The 20,127-nt window shown below is 49.9% G+C and carries 15 protein-coding genes; 8 read left to right on the top strand and 7 right to left on the bottom strand.

Going from position 1 to position 20,127, the window contains the following annotated elements:
• Positions 1–2 precede the first annotated feature (2 nt).
• The 5 genes from AC1RVX_RS18975 to AC1RVX_RS18995 form a co-directional block, all read right to left on the bottom strand.
• Positions 3–1,889, bottom strand: coding sequence for an MFS transporter (locus AC1RVX_RS18975; RefSeq protein WP_493218165.1), 1,887 nt, complete (start codon positions 1,887–1,889; stop codon positions 3–5).
• A gap of 84 nt (positions 1,890–1,973) precedes the next feature.
• Positions 1,974–2,687 (bottom strand): polysaccharide deacetylase family protein, encoded by a 714-nt coding sequence (locus AC1RVX_RS18980; RefSeq protein WP_493218166.1) that lies wholly within the window; start codon positions 2,685–2,687, stop codon positions 1,974–1,976.
• Positions 2,688–2,710: 23 nt separating this feature from the next.
• On the bottom strand, positions 2,711–4,078 hold the full coding sequence (locus AC1RVX_RS18985; RefSeq protein WP_493218167.1) for a hypothetical protein: 1,368 nt from the start codon (positions 4,076–4,078) through the stop codon (positions 2,711–2,713).
• Positions 4,079–4,091: 13 nt separating this feature from the next.
• Positions 4,092–4,793 (bottom strand): lipoprotein-releasing ABC transporter ATP-binding protein LolD, encoded by a 702-nt coding sequence (lolD, locus tag AC1RVX_RS18990; protein ID WP_493218168.1) that lies wholly within the window; start codon positions 4,791–4,793, stop codon positions 4,092–4,094.
• Positions 4,786–6,042 (bottom strand): lipoprotein-releasing ABC transporter permease subunit, encoded by a 1,257-nt coding sequence (locus AC1RVX_RS18995; RefSeq protein ID WP_493218169.1) that lies wholly within the window; start codon positions 6,040–6,042, stop codon positions 4,786–4,788. Before AC1RVX_RS18995 ends, lolD begins: the two co-directional genes overlap by 8 nt.
• A 67-nt stretch (positions 6,043–6,109) precedes the next feature.
• On the opposite strand from AC1RVX_RS18995, the gene AC1RVX_RS19000 reads away from it, so the two are divergent.
• Complete coding sequence (locus AC1RVX_RS19000; protein ID WP_493218170.1) at positions 6,110–7,111, top strand: hypothetical protein; 1,002 nt, start codon at positions 6,110–6,112, stop codon at positions 7,109–7,111.
• Positions 7,108–8,796, top strand: coding sequence for a single-stranded-DNA-specific exonuclease RecJ (gene recJ, locus AC1RVX_RS19005; RefSeq protein WP_493218171.1), 1,689 nt, complete (start codon positions 7,108–7,110; stop codon positions 8,794–8,796). The genes AC1RVX_RS19000 and recJ overlap by 4 nt, the downstream gene beginning before the upstream one ends.
• Positions 8,797–8,818: 22 nt before the next feature.
• Here recJ and AC1RVX_RS19010 read toward each other — a convergent pair whose 3' ends face one another.
• Positions 8,819–9,550 carry an alpha/beta family hydrolase gene (locus AC1RVX_RS19010; protein WP_493218172.1) on the bottom strand — a complete coding sequence of 244 codons (732 nt, stop codon included), beginning with the start codon at positions 9,548–9,550 and terminating at the stop codon, positions 8,819–8,821.
• A gap of 314 nt (positions 9,551–9,864) precedes the next feature.
• Between AC1RVX_RS19010 and AC1RVX_RS19015 the strand changes: the two genes are divergently transcribed.
• The 6 genes from AC1RVX_RS19015 to AC1RVX_RS19040 all read left to right on the top strand — a co-directional run bounded on the left by AC1RVX_RS19015 (position 9,865) and on the right by AC1RVX_RS19040 (position 18,042).
• On the top strand, positions 9,865–11,472 hold the full coding sequence (locus tag AC1RVX_RS19015) for an ABC transporter substrate-binding protein (RefSeq protein WP_493218173.1): 1,608 nt from the start codon (positions 9,865–9,867) through the stop codon (positions 11,470–11,472).
• 339 nt (positions 11,473–11,811) lie between these two features.
• On the top strand, positions 11,812–12,816 hold the full coding sequence (locus tag AC1RVX_RS19020) for an ABC transporter permease subunit (RefSeq protein ID WP_493218174.1): 1,005 nt from the start codon (positions 11,812–11,814) through the stop codon (positions 12,814–12,816).
• A gap of 44 nt (positions 12,817–12,860) precedes the next feature.
• Positions 12,861–13,784, top strand: coding sequence for an ABC transporter permease subunit (locus AC1RVX_RS19025; protein WP_493218175.1), 924 nt, complete (start codon positions 12,861–12,863; stop codon positions 13,782–13,784).
• A gap of 13 nt (positions 13,785–13,797) precedes the next feature.
• Positions 13,798–14,814, top strand: coding sequence for an oligopeptide/dipeptide ABC transporter ATP-binding protein (locus tag AC1RVX_RS19030; RefSeq protein WP_493218176.1), 1,017 nt, complete (start codon positions 13,798–13,800; stop codon positions 14,812–14,814).
• Positions 14,814–15,803 carry a peptide ABC transporter ATP-binding protein gene (locus tag AC1RVX_RS19035; protein ID WP_493218223.1) on the top strand — a complete coding sequence of 330 codons (990 nt, stop codon included), beginning with the start codon at positions 14,814–14,816 and terminating at the stop codon, positions 15,801–15,803. Before AC1RVX_RS19030 ends, AC1RVX_RS19035 begins: the two co-directional genes overlap by 1 nt.
• A 175-nt stretch (positions 15,804–15,978) precedes the next feature.
• Positions 15,979–18,042 carry a M13 family metallopeptidase gene (locus tag AC1RVX_RS19040; RefSeq protein WP_493218177.1) on the top strand — a complete coding sequence of 688 codons (2,064 nt, stop codon included), beginning with the start codon at positions 15,979–15,981 and terminating at the stop codon, positions 18,040–18,042.
• 93 nt (positions 18,043–18,135) lie between these two features.
• Here the strand turns inward: AC1RVX_RS19040 and yoaA are convergent, their stop codons facing one another.
• The gene (yoaA, locus tag AC1RVX_RS19045) at positions 18,136–20,127 is read right to left on the bottom strand and encodes a DNA repair helicase YoaA (protein WP_493218224.1); all 1,992 of its coding nucleotides are present in this window, start codon (positions 20,125–20,127) and stop codon (positions 18,136–18,138) included.

A 20,127-nucleotide genomic window follows, 5' to 3' on the forward strand; every position in this document is an offset into this window, starting at 1 on the left:
TTTTACTTCCATTCACCACGCAACTGACTGACCTTTTCCTGCAAGATCTGCGGTGTGATGTCTGCTGGCTGCATCACCTCACCCACTACCAGTTCGAGTTTGGAAAATGGGCCACGGCTGAAGGCGCGTTCAAAAGGATTGCTTTTATCGCGTGACAGGAAGCTGCCCCACAAGCCACGCAAGGCCAGCGGATAGACAGGCACAGGCGTACGCTCCAGTATCTTCATGACGCCACCTTTAAATTCATTCAGCTCACCTGTCGAAGTTAATTTGCCTTCCGGGAAAATACAGACCAGTTCGCCTTCGTGCAAAGCCTGGGCCACGTCCACATAGGCTTTTTCCATCAGCCATGGGTCTTCCTTGGCAGGCGCAATAGGAATCGCTTTTGCGGTTCTGAACACCCAGGATAAAAATGGAATTTTAAAAATACGATGATCCATGACAAAGCGAACAGGGCGCGGGCTGGACGCCATGATGACGATCGCATCCATATAACTGACATGATTGCATACCAATATGCCAGCGCCTGCATCCGGTATCCGGTCAGTGTTGACGCTTTTGACTTTGTATATCGTATGTATCAGCAACCAAGCGATAAAACGCATCAGGAATTCTGGCACCAGGCTGAATATATATACCGCGACGATTGCATTCAGAATGGCGGTGGCCATAAAAATTTGCGGAATGGTGAAACCTTTTTGCAGCATCACCATGGCTGCCAGTGAAGCCACTACCATGAACAGCGCATTCAGGATATTCATACCGGCGATGGTGCGGGACAAATGCTTGGGGTCGCAACGTGTCTGTATCAAGGCGAACAGCGGAACAATATACAAACCACCGAAAACACCTATCATCGTAATATCAAACAGGATATGCAGACTGCCCGCCTGTTGCAGGAAGGTTTGCATGGTCACGGTCGCTGTATTGGTATAGGCAACACTGGATAAATACAGGTCAAATCCAAATACGGACAAGCCTATGGAACCAAACGGCACCAGACCAATTTCCACCTTATGGCCGGACAGTTTTTCACACAGCAACGAACCAGCACCAATACCGAAAGAAAATATGGTCAGCAACAAGACAAAGACACTATGGTCACCATGCAGATAATTTTTGGCATACAGAGGAAACTGCGCCAGAACGATGGCACCATAAAACCAGAACCATGAATTACCCAGCAGGGACAAAAATACCGGACGATTTTGTTTGCTGAAACTGATATTTCTGATGGTTTCTGTCGCCGGATTCCAGTTAATTTCCAGTTCTGGTTCTGGCGCTGGCGAATCAGGAATGCGCAAACTGGTCAAATAACCCATGATGGCAATGACGATCGCGCCACCAGCAACCAGTTCTATACCCCATGGTTTGTGCACTACCAGCAAAGCGCCCAGGATTTCACCCAGTAAGATCCCGACGAAAGTTCCCATTTCAATCAGGCCATTACCCCCAACCAGTTCATCAGTTCTCAGGTGTTGTGGCAGGTAAGCATATTTGACCGGGCCAAACAGGGTGGAATGGATGCCCATGCCGGCTACCGCCGCAATCAGCAACCATAAAGTGTGTGTCATCCAGCCAGCGGCAGCAATCAGCATGATGACAATTTCCAGCAATTTGACATTACGCGCCATCTTGCCTTTTTCAAACTTGTCGGCCAGTTGGCCTGACGTGGCAGAAAATAGTACGAATGGCAGGATGAACAGTCCTGGAATCAGATTATTCAGCAAGCCAATATCCAAATTGGTCCAGGTCAGCGCATCATAGGTCAGGACGGTGAGTAAGGCCGTTTTAAACACATTGTCATTGAATGCCCCAAGAAATTGCGTCCAGAAGAAAGGCGCAAAGCGGCGTTGTGTCAGCAAGGTGAACTGGCTATGTTGGCTCATGGATGATATCGCTTACCGAAATTTAAGATTAATACCGCAAGATTGCTAAATACTCAAGCTCAGTTACCAGAAAACACAGCTTGCTCATGAAAGAAAATAATCAATTGCCCGATGTACCGGCAAAAGATGGCAGCCTTCTTGTGTTGCCAGACGCAATGCTGTTTCCAGCAACGCTGGCGTGGTACCCCACGGCCCAGGATTGTCGCTGACCTCATGAGAATACAGGATTAACCACCCTCCTTTTTGTGCGGTATGATGGATCAGCCCATGCAATTCCTCTACATTGGTTTTGGAAGAATACAGGGATTGTGCCTTCAAGGCATGCAGGTCAGCACGGCCAGTCTGGGTGCCACCACCGGTAATGCGGGAATAGGAAAAACGCCTGGCAGCAGCCAGTTTGGTGCCCAGGTCATAAGCGCCAAAGGGAAAAGCAAATCCCTGATTGTGAATACCATACTCTTTGAAAAAAGCCTGATTGCGCTCCCAGTCACGAGCCAGGTCAGCATCGGACGTATTCGTACAATTGAAATGTGAAAACGTGTGGCAGCCGACTTCATGCTCATTCTCAATCAGGCGTTTCAAGTCTTCGACGCTGTGACAAGGCTGGTTTTGCTCCACACCATCGGTCAGACTGCCACACACGTAAAAAGTACCACGAGCCTGGTACAACTCCAGCAACACAGCCCCCATATGGCAGGCGCTGGCAGGCACATCATCAAAACTGAAGCTGACTACACCTCTGCCTTTTTGCAAGGGTAGCCAGCGACATCCCAGATGGCGTGCTGCAAATCGACTCAATCTCTGACGTATCGCCATATTGATCAACGCAAACTGTCAGAAGCACTAAGGGAATGCTGATAACGTTTCAAGCCCATGCGTGAACTACTCCCAGGTAAATTTTCATAAGTATATTCCAGCCCCAGCTTGATGACAGCCTGCTTTAAGTTGATGCCATCCGATTCGCGCCTGACTTTTTCGTAAAAGCTGTCCAGCACCACCCGGAAACCACGTTCAAATTCGTAGCCACCGCCAAAACCGACACGCAGCAATTGTTCTTTGCGGGACGATCCGTCATTCAGACCAGCCAGTCGTGGCACCAAAACGTTATCGCTATTCTGCAGCAATGTGGAGAAATTCAGTTGCGACTTGTCCGAATATTTCCACAGGGCGTCAAAACGCAGGGCCTTGGTAATGACATACAGCACGGACCTGTCGACAATGGTGAAAGGCCGGTCCCACAGTTGCAGATCCAGCCTTAACTTGGGTGAGTAATGATAAGTGCCGCGCCATAATGCGTTGAACAGATTGGTGTCCAGGTCAGTCAAATTATCATAGCGACGACGTATGATACCCAGATGCGTGCTGGTGACAGACTTGCTGCTGTAACGCCACTCAGCATCTAGAAATACTTCGGATTCTTTATATGACTGATCCAGATCGGCTATCTCCTGGGCATTACGGTCCGGGAAATTGCTATCTGACAGCCGCGTACCGACTTCAACACTGGAACCCGTGGGCGAATAATAGCGGCCACTGAATTGTCTGCCACGCTCATCAAAATTGTATAGCTGATTCACCGGCAAATCATAATTCAGCCCTGCCCTGTCAACTTTGAAATTCAAAGACCATTCATCAGTCAGTTTCAAGTTCAAATCCGCAGCAGCCCGCTTTTGATGTGAGATATCTTTATCAGTAAAAGTCCCATTAATGTACTGAAAGAGTCGCTCTTCCTTGCCGGCAGAAACATGTCCATTGATTACCTGACCTGCTGCCCATTCCAGCGTAGCGTCACCAGCTCCTACATGATGATCCAGGTCTTTATAGTTTTTGTAATACCGATCACCCAGGGAACCTGTCAGCGTCAGCCGTGTGCGATCAGACAACAAAGGGATAATGGTACCAGCACGTATGTCCGCACCTTTGACGCTATCACGTTCACGGACCCTGTTGGTTGCTGGGGTGTTGGGTCCATCAGGCAAGTTGGGTCCATCAGGTACATCAGAATTAACTGCTTGATCATAAAAACGAAATGGATTCGAGTCGCTGGTAAGCGAGGTTTCCAGTTGCAACACCAGTTCCACCGTATCACCAGCAAAAACCGGTTGCGCAACAGTAGACAGCAAGCCCATCAACAGGCAACCACAATGATTGCCAGAAAAATGAAATGAGCGATATGCTTTTCCTTTCACTTTTCTGCCTCACTTATTGAAGTTGCAAACCATGTCCAGATAGACGGAACACGCGATCACAGCGACCTGCCAGCTCCGCATCATGGGTGACGATCACAAAGGCAGTACCTAAAGTACGTGACAGCTCCAGCATCAGCTCAAATACCTGTTGGGCTGTGCCGCCGTCCAGGTTACCTGTCGGCTCATCAGCCAGCACACAGGCTGGTTGTGTCACCAGGGCACGGGCCAGCGCAACACGTTGACGTTCACCACCGGACAATTCACCCGGCACATGCTTGAGCCTATGGCCCAAACCGACTTTTTCCAGTATCAACTGGGCTGCCTGCTGCGCATCTAACCGTTTCATACGCCGTATCATGAGAGGCATGGCAACATTATCCAGTGCCGAAAATTCAGGCAATAAATGGTGGAACTGGTACACAAAACCCAGCGCCTTATTGCGTAAATTGCCTCTGGCGGCTTCACTCAGACTGGCAAGATTTTGTCCTTGCAGTATGACGTTGCCTTGTGTCGGCGTATCCAGCCCACCCAGCAAATGCAGCAAGGTTGATTTACCACAGCCGGATGCACCGATAATGGCAACCCGTTCGCCTCTGTAGATGCTTAGATTGATATCACTAAATACTTTGACAGCGTCTGGCCCCTCTGCAAATACCTTGCTCAACTGACTGCATGACAAAATACTGTCTGCTGGTTGCACATTGGGATTATTCATAACGCAATGCCTCCGCAGGTTTGGTTTTGGAAGCGCGCCAGCTCGGATAAATAGTAGCGAGCAAAGCCAACACCAGAGAGACTGAACCGATAGTTACAACATCCAGCAATTGCACATCAGATGGCAATTTACTGATCACATACACCTCCTTGGAAAGTACCTGTATCCCTAGAATGTGTTCTATGAAAGGTACGATAACATCAATATTGAAAGACACCAGCAAACCGGCTCCTACCCCCAGCAAGGTACCAAACAGGCCGACGATGGCGCCCTGGATGATAAAAATTTTCATGATGGATGAAGGTGCAGCACCCAAAGTACGCATGATGGCAATATCTGCCTGCTTTTCAGTCACGGTCATGACCAGTGTCGACACCAGATTGAAAGCGGCAACTGCAATGATCAGTGTCAAAATAATGAACATCATGGTTTTTTCAGCTTTGACTGCAGCAAAATAGGTCTTGTTTTGCTGGGTCCAGTCACGTATCAGCAAATCGCCGGTCAGACTACGCGATAGTTCCAGGGCAATCTGAGGTGCTTTCAACATCTCCTGTATGCGCAAGCGCAGGCCGGATGGTGCATTCAGACGGAAAAATTTTTGTGCGTCTTCAATATGCATGAAAGCCATGCCCGAATCATATTCATAGTGACCGGCCTCAAAAATACCCACCACATTGAAGGCCTTCAGGCGCGGCACCATGCCCGCCGGGGTCATTTGCCCCTCAGGAGCTGCCAGCGTAATTTTTTCACCAATGCGTACATGCAGACTGTTGGCCAGCGCCACGCCCAGCACGATATTGAATTCACCCGGTCTTAAATCTGCCCACTTGCCATACTTGATCTTGCTGGCAACGTCCGATACCTTGTGCTCTTCTTCCGGCAACACGCCACGCAAAATGACGCCGCGCATGACATCTTCACGAATGATCATGGCCTGACCATCCACATACGGTGCGGTGCCAGTGACTGCCTTGTTTTTTTGCACTTCCAGCGCGGTTGATTTCCAGTCTGGCAAAGCCCCGCTGGCATCAAATACTTCTATATGCGCCAACACCGACAGCATGCGATCACGGACTTCTTTTTGAAAACCGTTCATGACCGAAATCACGATAATCATTGCGGCCACACCCAGACTGATGCCCAGCATAGAGATCAGCGAGATAAAAGAAATAAAGCTATTCCGGCCACTACGCCGCCCCGCACGGGTATAACGCAGGCCAACCAGCCATTCGAAAGAAAGATTTTTCACTACAAGTTCACTTCATGAGATAAGGCAGCCAGCAGTTTGCCACACGTTTGCCATACAATACAGAGATATGAGCCATTTAGAATTGATTATCCCCTTCGGCATCCCACCCGCTGGCCTTGCAAAAGACCTGTTAAAGGAAATGCACACACCTGCACTGGCAGCCCTGATCGCCAGTGCAGGCAGCCCCCAAACGCAAACAATAGACGCATTTTCCCATGCGCTTGCCCACGAATACTGGCTGGCTGACCAGTTTCCACCAGAAAACAATGCCAATAGCCCAGCCAGCTGCTACAACACCATGCAGGCCTGCGGTCTGACAGTGGATGCCGGTTATTGGTTCACCCTGCAGCCAGTGCATATTCATATTGCAAGGGACCATCTGGTATTGACTGATCAGCGTCGGCTGGATTTTTCTGAAGAAGAAGCGCGCATCCTGTTCGACATCGCCAGCAGCTGTTGCGAAGAAATTGGTCTGACATTGCTATATGGAGACGCTAAAACCTGGTTTTTACGGGCAGATGACTGGTCTGCGCTGCGCACAGCAACCATGGATGCAGCCTGTGGCCATAATATTGATATCTGGATGCCCAAGGGCGAACATGAACGTACCTGGCGCAAGCTGCAAAATGAAATCCAGATGCTGTGGTTTGGTCATGCCATTAATGAAGCACGCGAAATGCGCGGTGAAAAAGTGATCAATTCGGTATGGATATCATGCGGAGCTGACCAGTCTCACTCAACCGCAAGGCAAGTAGTGACTGCATCCGATTTTGCAAGCTGGCTGGATATAAATCGTAGCGGACAGACCAAAACCACTACGCTGTTACCCAATCTGAGTGAAGCCGCAATCAACAATGATTGGGGGTTGTGGCTGGAACAGATACATGAGATGGAGAAAAACTGGCTTTCCCCTGCCTTGCTCGCCTTGAAAAATAAAAAAATCACCCATCTGGACTTGTCGTTTACAGACGCCCGCAGCCTGGCAAGTTTCAGCCTGACGCCTTGGTCCTTACGCAAATTCTGGATCAAACCTTCTCTACACCATTTGTTTTCCATCGCCAAATCATGACACGCATTACCACTCGCCCTTGCCCTTTCCGGGAATCTGAAATGCTGCGCCAGAATGGTTTGCATCCAGTTCTGGCGCGTTTGTATGCCTCGCGCGGCGCGACTGGAGACAAGGATTTGAGCACTGAGCTCAATGCCATGCTGGCACCTGCAGGGCTACTGCATATAGCGCATGCCGCCACTTTTTTGGCGGACGCCATCGCGCAAAACAAAAAACTGGTTATCGTTGCCGACTACGACTGCGACGGCGCCACTGCCTGTGCCGTTGGTTTGCGCGGCTTGCGCATGCTGGGCGCGCAAGTCGACTACATTGTGCCGAATCGCTTCGAATATGGCTATGGTCTGACACCTGAAATCGTGGCGCTCACCATCAAAGAAAAATCGCCCGACATTATTGTCACTGTCGACAATGGCATAGCCAGCGTGGATGGTGTTGCTGCGGCCAATGCTCAGGGCATTGCGGTGGTCGTCACTGACCACCATTTACCGGGCGACAGCCTGCCCGATGCCGCCGTCATCGTGAACCCCAATCAGCCCGAATGTGGTTTTCCCAGCAAAAACCTGGCAGGTGTAGGCGTCATGTTTTATGTATTGCTGGCTTTGCGGGCTGAACTGCGGCAGCGTGGCGTGTTTGATCAGCAAAACCAGCCCAAGCTGGATGCCTTGCTGGATCTGGTTGCACTTGGCACGGTTGCCGATGTCGTCAAGCTGGATGCCAATAACCGGATTCTGGTCGCACAGGGTCTGAAACGCATGCGTGCAGGTCGCATGTGCGCCGGTATCGCTGCGCTGTTTCGTGTCGCCGGTCGCGAGCCGCAGAATGCCAGTCCGTTTGACCTTGGTTTTGCCCTTGGCCCACGCCTGAATGCTGCAGGGCGCCTGGCAGACATGGCATTAGGTATAGAGTGTCTAACGACTGATGATGAAGGCCGTGCCTGGCAAATTGCGCAGGAACTGAATGCAATCAATGCCGACCGCAAAGACATCGAACGTGAGATGCAGGATGTCGCTCTGTTGCATCTGGATGACTTCCAGCCGCAAGACAGCAATACTATTACGGTGTTTGACGAAAGTTGGCACCAGGGTGTCATCGGTATTGTTGCATCCCGGCTCAAAGACAAGTTTTATCGTCCCACCATCACTTTTGCACCGGGTGGCGATGGCCTCATCAAAGGTTCTGGCCGTTCAATTCCAGGTTTTCATCTGCGCGATGCGCTGGATCTGGTCTCCAAACATGCGCCCAGCCTGATACAAAAATTTGGCGGGCATGCCATGGCAGCGGGCCTGACCTTGCGTGCAGAAGACTTTCCGGCATTCCAGCAAGCCTTTGAAGCGGTGGGCAAAAACTGGCTGCAGGCACACCAATTGGAACGCGTGGTTGAAACCGATGGCCCGCTGGAAGACGCCTACTTCACCACAGACTTTATTCGCCTGCTGGATACCCAGGTGTGGGGTCAGGGTTTTCCACCGCCGATTTTTTGCGATGACTTCCGTCTGGTATCTCAACGAATTTTAAAAGAACGCCATTTAAAGCTGGTGCTGGAAAAAAACAAGCAAAGATACGATGCCATCTGGTTTGGGCACACCGATACCTTGCCTGAAAACGTGCATGTTGCGTTCCGGCTGGACGCGAATGAATACAATGGTGTTACCAGGGTCCAACTGATGGTGGAACATATAGAGTAAGAAACACCATGGCTTTTTCTGCTTAATTCTGCAGGAAATTCTCCACGTGTCTGACCAGCAAATCCATATTGCGCTGAAAAGCGCGCTCAGACGATGTGACATCATCTGACGGCACTTCAAAGCTGTGATTGCCCGGCAATACGACTACTGTCGCCGGTCCTGCAAAGCTTGCTGCGTAACGGTACAGCAATGGCAACTCACAATGCGGATCAAGATCGCTGGCTATCATGGCGACTGGTCTGGCTTCCTGTTCCACGCCGGGATAATTTTTCCTGACTGCGTTCAATTCCTCGTTCTGACTGGTCACGTCGTGTTTACATAAGGGCGTCATCAGGACACACCGCTGCAAGCATTTGTCAGCCTGAAACACATGCCAGGCAACAATGGATCCAAATGATTTACCAGCCACCGACAATTGATGCTGATTAACGCGAGCGTTGCTTCTGGCTGCTGCGATGGTAGCCAGCATGCTGGCAATTTCTGTCGACAGATCGGTAGACGGATGACCATTCTCTGCATCCACAGTATAAAAAATCCAATTGAAGCGATATACGGCAATCCCCTGCGCCACCAGATGCTCAGCGATTTGTGCGATGGCGTGGCGATCCATGTCATAGCGCAAGCCTGGCACCAGAATCAGGGTGGGGAAAGGCCCTGCCCCTGCAGGAAAATCAGCACGTACCTCGAGCAAATGCCCGCTGCTTATTTCCAAATGTAATATCGAAGTTGATTTTTCTTCTGAAGATAAGTTCATATGGGAGTCGAATGGGGGTTATCAGACTGCAATAAACAGAGCTGCTCACAGATTAACTGATTCAAATAAGCAACAGTTGCAAAACTTCTTGTGTGCAAAATCCATCGATTACTAACAACTCTTGTTTGACCGTTTTATTTTCAAAATTTTCTTCAGACGTGTAACAAAATAATACAAATTTTGTCGAATTGCTGCACAATACAAAAGTCTGCACAGCTCGCCTGTGGCAAAATCGACTTATCGTTTTAACTAGAACACATTTCAGCTTAGTTAATGAAATGGGTTCTGGCACTTGTTCATTTTGGAGAGTCTGGATGAAAAAAGGTAAATGGCTTTTGAAGGTTGGCGCGCTGGCAATTTTGGGTGCGTATGCAGGTGTTGCGATGGCAGCAAAAACACTGGTTTTTTGCTCTGAAGGAAGTCCGGAAGGCTTCAATCCACAGTTTTTCACGACAGGTACGACAGCCGACGCCGGTTCTGTCCCCATGTATAACCGTCTTGTGGAGATGGAAACAGGCACCACCAATATCACCCCTGCCCTGGCTGAATCATGGGAAATATCTCCTGACGGCATGACTTACACCTTCAAGCTGCGCAAAGGTGTGAAGTTCCACAGCAATGCCAAGTTCAAGCCCAGCCGGGATATGAATGCGGACGATATTTTGTTCAGCTTCTATCGCATGGCTGATGAAAATCATCCTTTCCATAAAAATACCCCAGGCCAGACCTATGCGTATTTCCAGGATCTCGGCATCAACAAGATTGTCGACAAGCTGGAAAAAGTTGATGACATGACCGTACGTTTCAAACTGAAGCGCCAGGAAGCACCTTTCCTGGCGACCCTGACCATGGATTTCATGTCAGTACATTCAGCTGAATACGCAGAAAAAATGAAAGCTGCGGGCACTCCGGAGCTGATCGACAAGGAAATCATAGGTACTGGTGCCTTTCAGTTCGTATCCTATCAAAAAGATGCCATCATCCGCTACAAGGCACATGATGGTTACTGGGATGGCCGTCCAAAAATTGATAATCTCGTGTATGCAATTACACCAGACGCTTCAGTACGTTATGCCAAGCTGAAAGCGGGTGAATGCCATGTGATGGCCCTGCCCAAACCAGCAGATGTCGAACTCATGAAGAGCGATCCGAACATCAAACTGCTGAGCCAGCAAGGCTTGAACATCGGCTATATCGGCTTTAACGTCGAGAAAAAACCTTTCGACAGTAAGCTCGTCCGTCAGGCCCTGAATATGGCCGTCGACAAAGCTTCTATCCTGAAATCGGTGTATGCCGGTTCTGGCCAGCCAGCCAAGAACGTGATTCCACCTACCATGTGGTCCTACAACGACAAGATCAAGGATTACCCCTATGATCCTGTCAAAGCTAAAGAATTGCTGACCAAGGCTGGTTATCCGAACGGTGTTGAGATAGAACTCTGGTATCTGCCCGTATCACGTCCTTACAATCCAGACGGCAAACGTATGGCCGAGTTGATACAAGCTGACTGGGCCAAGATCGGTGTCAAAACCAAGCTGACCACCTACGAATGGACTGAATACAAAAAACGCAGCAAGACCGGTGAGCAACATTCAATGATGTTCGGCTGGTCAGGTGATAACGGAGACCCGGATAATTTCTTTGAACCAATTCTGGGCTGTGAAGCCGTCAAAGGCGGAGGTAATATTCCACGTTGGTGCAATAAGGATTATGAAGACCTGATACAAAAGGCAAAACTGACACCTAAACAGAGTGAAAGAACCAAGTTGTATGAAAAAGCACAAGAAATTGTGCATGAAGAAGCACCTTTGCTGCTGTTGGCACATTCTTTGCGTTACACACCAGTGCGCAAGGATGTGATTGGCTTCAAAATGGATTCTACCGCCCATCATTACTTCAAAAAAGTAGACTTGGCAAAATAAGAAATACTCCGACGTGGTGTCAGTTTGCGATGTAGATGCAAATTGACACCACGATTTTTTATCGGACTTACGCAAAACCGCCCCAGCTGCGTTGCAGCTCCAGCATTTACTAAGAGCATGTACTAAAGTACTGTCTTCGTCGCTGGCGGTGTAGTCGGGGTTTCAGGCAACATGTTGCCTGCTGACGTAACAAACCTCCCCTATAAGCGAGGTTTCCCAAAAGCGATAGCCTTGCTGGGACAATTTTGCGCCAGTCCGATTTATGTTGATGCTGAAAACCGGTATCCATTCGTAGTTTGAAGTACCGAACTTGCTGATCTGTTTTAAAAGGGTTTTTCGATGCTGGGTTTTATCTTGCGGCGCCTGGGTGTAGTCATACCGACCTTCATTGGCATCACGCTATTGGTTTTTTCATTGATACATCTGATACCCGGCAATGTGGTGGAAGCCATGACTGGCGAACGCGGGATGGATGCCGAACGTTATGCAAAACTGATGCACCTGTATGGCCTGGATCAGCCTTTGTATCAACAATATTTCTCATATCTCGGCAAAGTCCTCCAGGGTGATCTCGGACGCTCTATCATCACTCAGGAACTGGTTAGCAAAGAATTTTTTACCCTGTTCCCGGCCACACTGGAATTATCTTTGTGTGCCATCATTTTTGCCATTGTGCTTGGTTTGCCAGCTGGGATATTGGCAGCGCTGAAACGCAATACCTTTCTCGATTATTCTGTGATGGGTGCCTCACTCACAGGTTATTCCATGCCCATTTTTTGGTGGGCGCTCCTGCTGATTTTGCTGTTTTCTGTCACGCTGGGCTGGACGCCTGTGTCTGGTCGTATCGACATCCTGTTTGACTTGCCGCCAGTCACAGGGCTGATGCTGGTTGACAGCCTGCTGTCAGGCGAAGAAGGTGCATTCAAATCTGCTGTCATGCATCTGATTTTGCCAGCCATTGCATTGGGCACCATCCCACTGGCCGTGATCGCCCGCATGACCCGTTCTGCCATGCTGGAAGTGTTGCGCGAAGATTATGTACGTACTGCCAGAGCGAAAGGCATGTCGTGGATGCGCGTAGTCTGGGTACACGCACTGCGCAATGCCCTGATACCGGTAATTACCGTCATCGGCATGCAGGTCGGCACCCTGCTGGCTGGTGCAATACTGACGGAAACCATATTTTCATGGCCAGGCATAGGCAAATGGCTGATTGAAGCTATACAAAGGCGTGATTATCCAACAGTACAAGGCGGTATTTTATTGATTGCCACCATCGTCATTGCAGTCAACCTGATTGTCGATGTGCTATACGGCGTCATCAATCCGCGCATACGTCATTGACCCATGATTTTTCATTCTGACTTTACAGACTTGAGCACAGATTTATGAGCAACACTAGCTTACCGGCCAACACCAGCAATGTTGCGCCCCCCCATCCCCTGCTGGAATTCTGGCAATATTTCAAACAGAATCGTGGAGCTGTCATTGGTCTGGTGCTGGTTGGCATGCTGACGATATGTGCCTTGTTCGCCGAATGGATAGCGCCACATTCAGCAATTGAACAATACCGCGACGCAACTCTGATGCCACCCGCCTGGGCTGCTAATGGCACCAGCAAGTTTTTGCTGGGCACTGACCCAGTCGGTCGTGACATTTTATCGCGTCTGATACATGGTTCCCGTCTGTCACTAATTATCGGGCTGGTGTCGGTGACGCTTTCCATGGGTGCTGGGGTAACACTGGGTTTGGTTGCCGGTTTTTCACGCAGCTGGACTGGCAGGTTTTCACGCATGCTGGAAACCATTATTGTGCGCTTCATGGATATCTTGCAGGCACTGCCAAGCCTGTTGCTGGCGATTGCCGTGGTTGCCATACTTGGACCAGGTTTGATGAATGCCATGTATGCAATCGCCATCGTCCTCATGCCATCTTATGCCAGGCTCACCAGGGCGGCTGTCAGTGGTGAGCTGAACAAAGATTATGTGAATGCCTCACGTATAGCAGGTGCCAGCAATTTGCGGCTGATGTTCAACTGCGTTTTACCCAATTGTGCCGCCCCCATCATCGTCCAGGCGACATTAGGATTTTCGACTGCCATCCTGGATGCTGCTGCGTTGGGCTTTCTTGGTCTGGGGGCGCAACCACCAACGCCAGAATGGGGTTCCATGCTGGCCAGTGCCATGGAATTTATCCAGAGCGCCTGGTGGGTTGTTACCTTTCCTGGTCTGGCTATCCTGATTTCTGTACTGGCCTTTAACCTCATGGGCGATGGCTTGCGCGATGCACTTGATCCAAAGCTAAAACGCTGAATAAAGATTCAACATGAAACCATTATTGGATATCAAAAATTTGCGCGTTGAATTTGGCTCAGAAAACCAGCCATTCAAGGCAGTTGACGGCCTTGATCTGCGCATAGAGCAAGGTGAAGTCGTCGGCATCGTCGGCGAATCTGGCTCAGGTAAAAGTGTCACCTCGCTGGCATTGATGGGACTCATCGATTTCCCCGGTCGCGTGCGCGCCGAGCAAATGGATTTTGATGGCCGCGACCTGCTCAGCATGAAAGACAAGGAAAGACGGCAATTACTGGGGAAGGATATTGCCATGATCTTTCAAGACCCCATGACCAGCCTTAACCCCTGCTACACCGTGGCATTCCAGCTGATGGAAACCCTGCGCCTGCATCAGGGTGGTAAAGAAAAAGATTTGCGCGCCAAAGCCCTGGCCCTGCTCAAACAAGTGGATATTCCTGATCCTGAACGTCGCATGCATGCCTATCCACACCAGCTATCCGGCGGGATGAGTCAGCGCGTGATGGTTGCCATCGCCATTGCCTGCAATCCCCGCCTGCTGATCGCTGATGAACCAACGACGGCACTGGACGTGACAGTACAGGCACAAATGCTGGAACTGTTACTGCAATTGCAAAGTGAACGCGGTATGGCATTGATGCTGATCACCCATGATCTGGCGGTGGTAGCTCAGACTGCAAAACGGGTAGTGGTGATGTATGCCGGCCAAGTGCTGGAAACAGGCTCGGTGCCAGATATTTTCAACTTACCGAAACATCCGTACACCCAGGCCCTGCTAGCCGCCCTGCCCGAACACAACTTAGGTAAAGCGCGTCTGCAAACCATACCTGGCGTTGTTCCTGGTCTGTATGACAGGCCAAGCGGCTGTCTGCTGGCGCCACGCTGCAGCTATGCCACTGAGCAGTGTCATACCCACAGGCCCCAACTGCAAGGTGAGGCAAATGCGCAGGTACGCTGCCATTATCCGCTAGACGCACAGGGTACTCCAGGTAACGGCTGGCAAGCCATACAAATTCATCAGGCTGCATGATGCAAAACACGTCTACTCAGGCTCCGGTTTTACTGGAAGCAAAAAATCTGGCAAAACATTACCCTGTGTCACAGGGTTTTCTGCGCCCCAAGGCCTTGGCCAAAGCCCTTGACGGCGTTTCTTTTCAACTGACAGCGGGTAAAACTCTGGCCGTGGTGGGCGAATCAGGTTGTGGAAAATCTACCCTGGCACGCCAGATCACCATGATAGAAACACCAACCGGCGGCGAATTATGGATGGCGGGAAAAAATATTGCCCATGCCGACAAGGCGACACTGAAACAGGTCCGGCCACTGGTGCAAATGGTATTTCAGAATCCGTATGCCAGCCTTAATCCGCGTAAGAAAGTGGGGGCTATGCTGGAAGAGCCACTCATCATCAACACCCGACTGTCTGCCGCAGAACGTGAAGAAAAAGCGCGGGCAATGATGACACGTGTGGGATTACGACCAGAACACTATAGCCGCTATCCACATATGTTTTCAGGTGGACAAAGGCAGCGTATCGCCATTGCGCGCGCGCTCATGCTTGATCCCGACGTCATTGTGGCCGATGAACCGGTGTCTGCACTGGACGTTTCAATACAGGCACAGGTCTTGAATTTATTGATGGATTTGCAGCAGCAAAATGGCGTCGCCTACCTGTTCATTTCACATAACCTGTCAGTCGTTGAGCACATTGCAGATGATGTACTGGTCATGTATCTGGGCAAGACAGTAGAACATGGTGACAAGCAAAGTATTTTCAGACAACCGCTACATCCCTACACCAAGGCATTGTTGGCATCCACGCCACGGATAGACCCGGCGCAACGCCAGGCCAAGATGATGCTGCCCGGTGAACTGCCCTCACCTCTGGCACCACCACCAGGCTGCGCCTTTAATAATCGTTGCCCACACGCAAATGACAGATGCCGACAAGAAATACCTGCATTGCGTCCATTTGCAGACAGGCTGATTGCCTGTCACAGGACCGAAGAAATTAACTAAATGATATTTTATTTTTAAAAAATTCCAAAACTTTTACTAAACTCAGCGAACTTCATTGAACTCAGGCGGTCTTATGACAGCTATAGCAAGCCGCTGCAGGCAGTGATTACTTGAAACCAGCCGCAAAAAGTTTGTCGTATTTTTATAAAACACTTCACTCTCAGGAGACCCCAAAGTGAAAGCTCAAGTACTTAGCGCTATCGCGCTGATGATTGCTGGTACAGTCGGCAGTAATATCGTCTTTGCAACAGAACCAGTCAAAGCAGCATCCGCATCATCCGTCTTGTTAGCCGGCATCGAAGTTGGTCACAATGACAATTCTGTACGTGCACAGGATGATTTTTTCCGTCACGTCAATGGCGCCTGGTTGAAAAATACGGAAATTCCAGCAGACAAAGCCTCTGCTGGCGCCTTCATGGACTTGCGCGAAGCAACGCTTCCCCACCTGCATGCGATTATTGAAGGTCTGTCCAAGGCGAAGAACAAACCGGACACAGATGCGCAAAAAATCGCTGACCTGTACGCCAGCTACATGGATACTGCACGCATTGATGCGATGGGTCTGAAGCCATTGCAAGGCGAATTTGCCAAAGTAGATGGCATGACAGACAAAAAACAGATCCCTTCACTGATGGCCTGGCTGAACCGTACCAGCATCGGTGCACCGTATGAATTCCAAGTCCATCAGGATAACAAAGATTCAACCAAATATGTGCTGGATCTGGGTCAATCTGGCCTGGGCTTGCCTGACCGCGATTATTACCTCAAAGATGACGACGCCAAATTGAAAGATTTTCGCGCCAAATACGTCAAGCATATCGAAAAGATGCTGGCCATGACCGGCGACACGGAAACAGCAAAACACGCGACCGACATTTTGGCACTGGAAACCGAACTGGCCAAAGTACAATGGACCAAGGTTGAATTGCGTGACCCGGTCAAAGCCTATAACAAAATTGAAATCAGCAAACTTGATACCCTGACACCCGGCTATGACTGGAATACCTATCTGAACGATCTGGGCGTCAAAAGCAAGATTGATTATGTCATCGTCAGCCAACCCAGCTACCTGACCGGATTCAACAAAATATTACAAGAGATATCACTGGATAGCTGGAAAACCTATTTCAAATGGCATATCCTGCGCTCCGCTGCCGGTCAATTGCCAAAAAATATCAGCGATGAAAACTTTGCATTCAACGCGACAACACTGTATGGCGTGCCGGAACAAGAAACGCGTTGGAAACGCGGCGTTCGCCTGGCAGATTCCGGCATGGGCGAAAGTTTGGGCAAGATGTATGTTGCCAAGTACTTCCCCGCTGAAAGCAAAGCCAAAATGGAAAAACTGGTCAGCAATTTGCTGGTCGCCTACAAGCAAAGCATCGACACTCTGGATTGGATGAGCCCTGCTACCAAAAAAGAGGCACAGGCAAAACTGGCGACGTTCATGCCCAAGATTGGCTATCCCAACAAATGGCGTGACTATTCCGGTTTGACTGTCACCAAGGGTGACACAGTAGGCAATCTGCGCAATATCCGCAGGTTTGCCGCACAATTTGAGCTGAACAAGTTGGGTAAACCAGTAGATCGTGATGAATGGGGTATGACACCGCAGACCGTCAATGCCTATTACAACCCGGAACTGAATGAAATCGTCTTCCCTGCGGCCATTTTGCAACCACCTTTCTTCAATGCCAAGGCCGATGACGCTGTCAACTATGGTGGCATCGGTGCCGTTATCGGGCATGAAATCAGCCATGGCTTTGATGATCAGGGGGCGCAATATGATGGTCTAGGCAATCTGCGTGACTGGTGGACCAAGGAAGACCACGATAAATTTGCGGCAAAAACTGCCATCCTGGTCAAGCAATACAGCGCATTCAGCCCCATCCCCGGTTATAACGTCAATGGTGAACTGACTTTGGGTGAAAATATTGCCGACAATTCCGGTCTGGCCATCGCCTATAAAGCTTACAAATTGTCGCTTGGCGGCAAACCCGCACCGGTGATAGGCGGCCTGTCTGGCGACCAGCGTTTCTTCATGGGTTTTGCCCAAGTCTGGCGCAGCAAAATGCGTGAAGCAACCACGATCGTACAGTTGAAGACCGACCCACATTCACCCGCAGAAATCCGTGCAAATGGCACACTGCGCAATATGCCGGGCTTCTACGATGCCTATAAACTCAAGGAAGGTGACAAGATGTTCCTGACACCGACTGAGCGCGTCAGCATCTGGTAAGCACATGTCGTCACGATTTTCCATCAGCATCTGACGGCAATGAAAAAGGCAGCACTGGAAACAGTGCTGCCTTTTTACATGTTCACATCAATTTCAGGCCGGTGTTTTTATTTTCTGAAAAAAAGCCAATACATCTGATAACTCACGGGTACGTGCAAACGAAGGCAAACTTTGCCAGACCCGCTTGCCATAGGGCTTAGAGATCAGTCGCGGGTCACAGATCATCAGGACACCCCTGTCACCTTCATCCCGGATCAAACGACCTGCTCCCTGTTTAAGATTAATAATTGCTTCCGGCAACTGATGATGCACAAAACCATTCAAACCCTTTTTTTCCATCGCTGCAATGCGGGCAGACAATACGGGGTCATCCGGTGGTGAAAATGGCAGTTTGTCGATAATCACCAATGACAATGCTTCACCGCGAACGTCCACCCCTTCCCAAAAGCTCTGGCTACCAATCAGCACACCATTTCCGGCAGCGCGGAATCTGTCCAGTAATTCTGTCCTGCCTGCGTCACCATGTACAAACAGCGGGAAATCCAGGCCACGCTTCTGGAATTCTTCGCGCAGGCGTTCTGCGCTGTGCTTTACTGCCTTCAAGGTCGTGCACAACAGAAAGGTACGACCACCGGCGGCTTCTATCACCGGCAATGCCGCATCAATCACCGCATCCATATATTCATAAGAATTCGGTTGTGGCATGCCGTTAGGGACATACAGATAGCCCTGCTCCTGGTAATTGAATGGACTAGGCCAGGTACGTGCTGGTTCGTCCCACAAGCCCATTTGCGACACATAGTGACTGAAGTCATTTTTCACCGCCATGGTAGCTGAAGTAAAAATCCAGGCTCGCGGCACGCCTTCGCGCTGCTTGTTGAAGATGGGGGCAATCGACAATGGGGTGCGGTGCAATTGCAAGGATGTGGAAAAGGCTTCTACCCACAAGACATAGTCGCCGGATTTGCCATCATCTGCGGCATTCCATTTTTCATATTGCTCAGCCAGCAAAATAGAACGTGCCCGGCATTGTTCCAGTGTTTCCGCCCTCTCCGCCTGTTTTTCCAGAACGGCGATCATTTCATGCATACAGGTTTTCAGTGTCTCCAGAGCCTCAAAAAATGGGCTGGAAGGGGCAATCTGGTCAATCGAGTATCTTACAACGTCCTGCGGAAAAGCCAGCCGCAAATCACGCGCAGCACGCTCTACCGGTGCCACTAGTTTGGCCCACTCGGCACCATCCCTGGCATGTGACAGTCCTTCTGCCAACACGTCACGGCATAATTCCAGCACCTGTGAGGTGGACACAGTTTCACCAAAGAACAGGGTAGCTGTTTCTGGCAACTGATGGGCCTCATCAAAAATAACGGTATTGGCAGATGGCAATAACTCGGCAATACCTGTGTCTTTCAAAGCCACATCGGCAAAGAACAGATGGTGGTTGACCACCACCACGTCAGCCTGCTGCGCTTCTTTGCGGGCTTTCATGACAAAGCAGTCCTGGTAATACTGGCATTCGGACCCCATACAGGTATCTTTGGTGGACGTGACCAAACTCCAGACCGATGCACTTTCCGGCACTCTGGCCAGTTCAGCCTTGTCACCAGTACTTGTCGTTTTTATGAAACGGCTGATATCACGCAGGTAGCCAACATCCTCGCGCGAGCTCAGACGGCCATTCTGTATGGTTCTTTCCAGATGGTAATGACAAAGATAATTGGCCCGGCCTTTGAGCAAAGCCACTGACACAGGTGCCTTCAACACTTTGCGTATGGTTGGTATATCGCGCAGATACAACTGATCCTGCAAATTTTTTGTTCCTGTAGAAACAACCACCTTACCACCCCATAACAGAGCAGGAATCAGGTAAGCATAAGTTTTGCCCGTACCTGTACCAGCCTCGGCGATCAGGGTTTTTTGGCCTGCGATGGCATCTGCTATAGCTTTCGCCATCTCGGTTTGCGCCTGACGAGGGCGATAAGCATTCACCGAAGCGCTTAATGGGCCGGTTAATCCAAAAATATGTTCTACTTCTGCATCGTGAATGCCCGTTGCATTCGGTGTGGCAATTGATTCAATCAAAAT

The sequence above is a fragment of the Undibacterium sp. GW821-FHT11B02 genome, assembly GCF_058808955.1.

Bases quoted from the DNA above. Each gene is read 5' to 3' on its own strand.
- AC1RVX_RS18975 (WP_493218165.1), bottom strand. From the start codon at position 1,889: ATGAGCCAACATAGCCAGTTCACCTTGCTGACACAACGCCGCTTTGCG.
- lolD (WP_493218168.1), bottom strand. From the start codon at position 4,793: ATGAATAATCCCAATGTGCAACCAGCAGACAGTATTTTGTCATGCAGT.
- AC1RVX_RS19000 (WP_493218170.1), top strand. From the start codon at position 6,110: ATGAGCCATTTAGAATTGATTATCCCCTTCGGCATCCCACCCGCTGGC.
- recJ (WP_493218171.1), top strand. From the start codon at position 7,108: ATGACACGCATTACCACTCGCCCTTGCCCTTTCCGGGAATCTGAAATG.
- AC1RVX_RS19010 (WP_493218172.1), bottom strand. From the start codon at position 9,550: ATGAACTTATCTTCAGAAGAAAAATCAACTTCGATATTACATTTGGAA.
- AC1RVX_RS19015 (WP_493218173.1), top strand. From the start codon at position 9,865: ATGAAAAAAGGTAAATGGCTTTTGAAGGTTGGCGCGCTGGCAATTTTG.
- AC1RVX_RS19020 (WP_493218174.1), top strand. From the start codon at position 11,812: ATGCTGGGTTTTATCTTGCGGCGCCTGGGTGTAGTCATACCGACCTTC.
- AC1RVX_RS19025 (WP_493218175.1), top strand. From the start codon at position 12,861: ATGAGCAACACTAGCTTACCGGCCAACACCAGCAATGTTGCGCCCCCC.
- AC1RVX_RS19030 (WP_493218176.1), top strand. From the start codon at position 13,798: ATGAAACCATTATTGGATATCAAAAATTTGCGCGTTGAATTTGGCTCA.
- AC1RVX_RS19035 (WP_493218223.1), top strand. From the start codon at position 14,814: ATGCAAAACACGTCTACTCAGGCTCCGGTTTTACTGGAAGCAAAAAAT.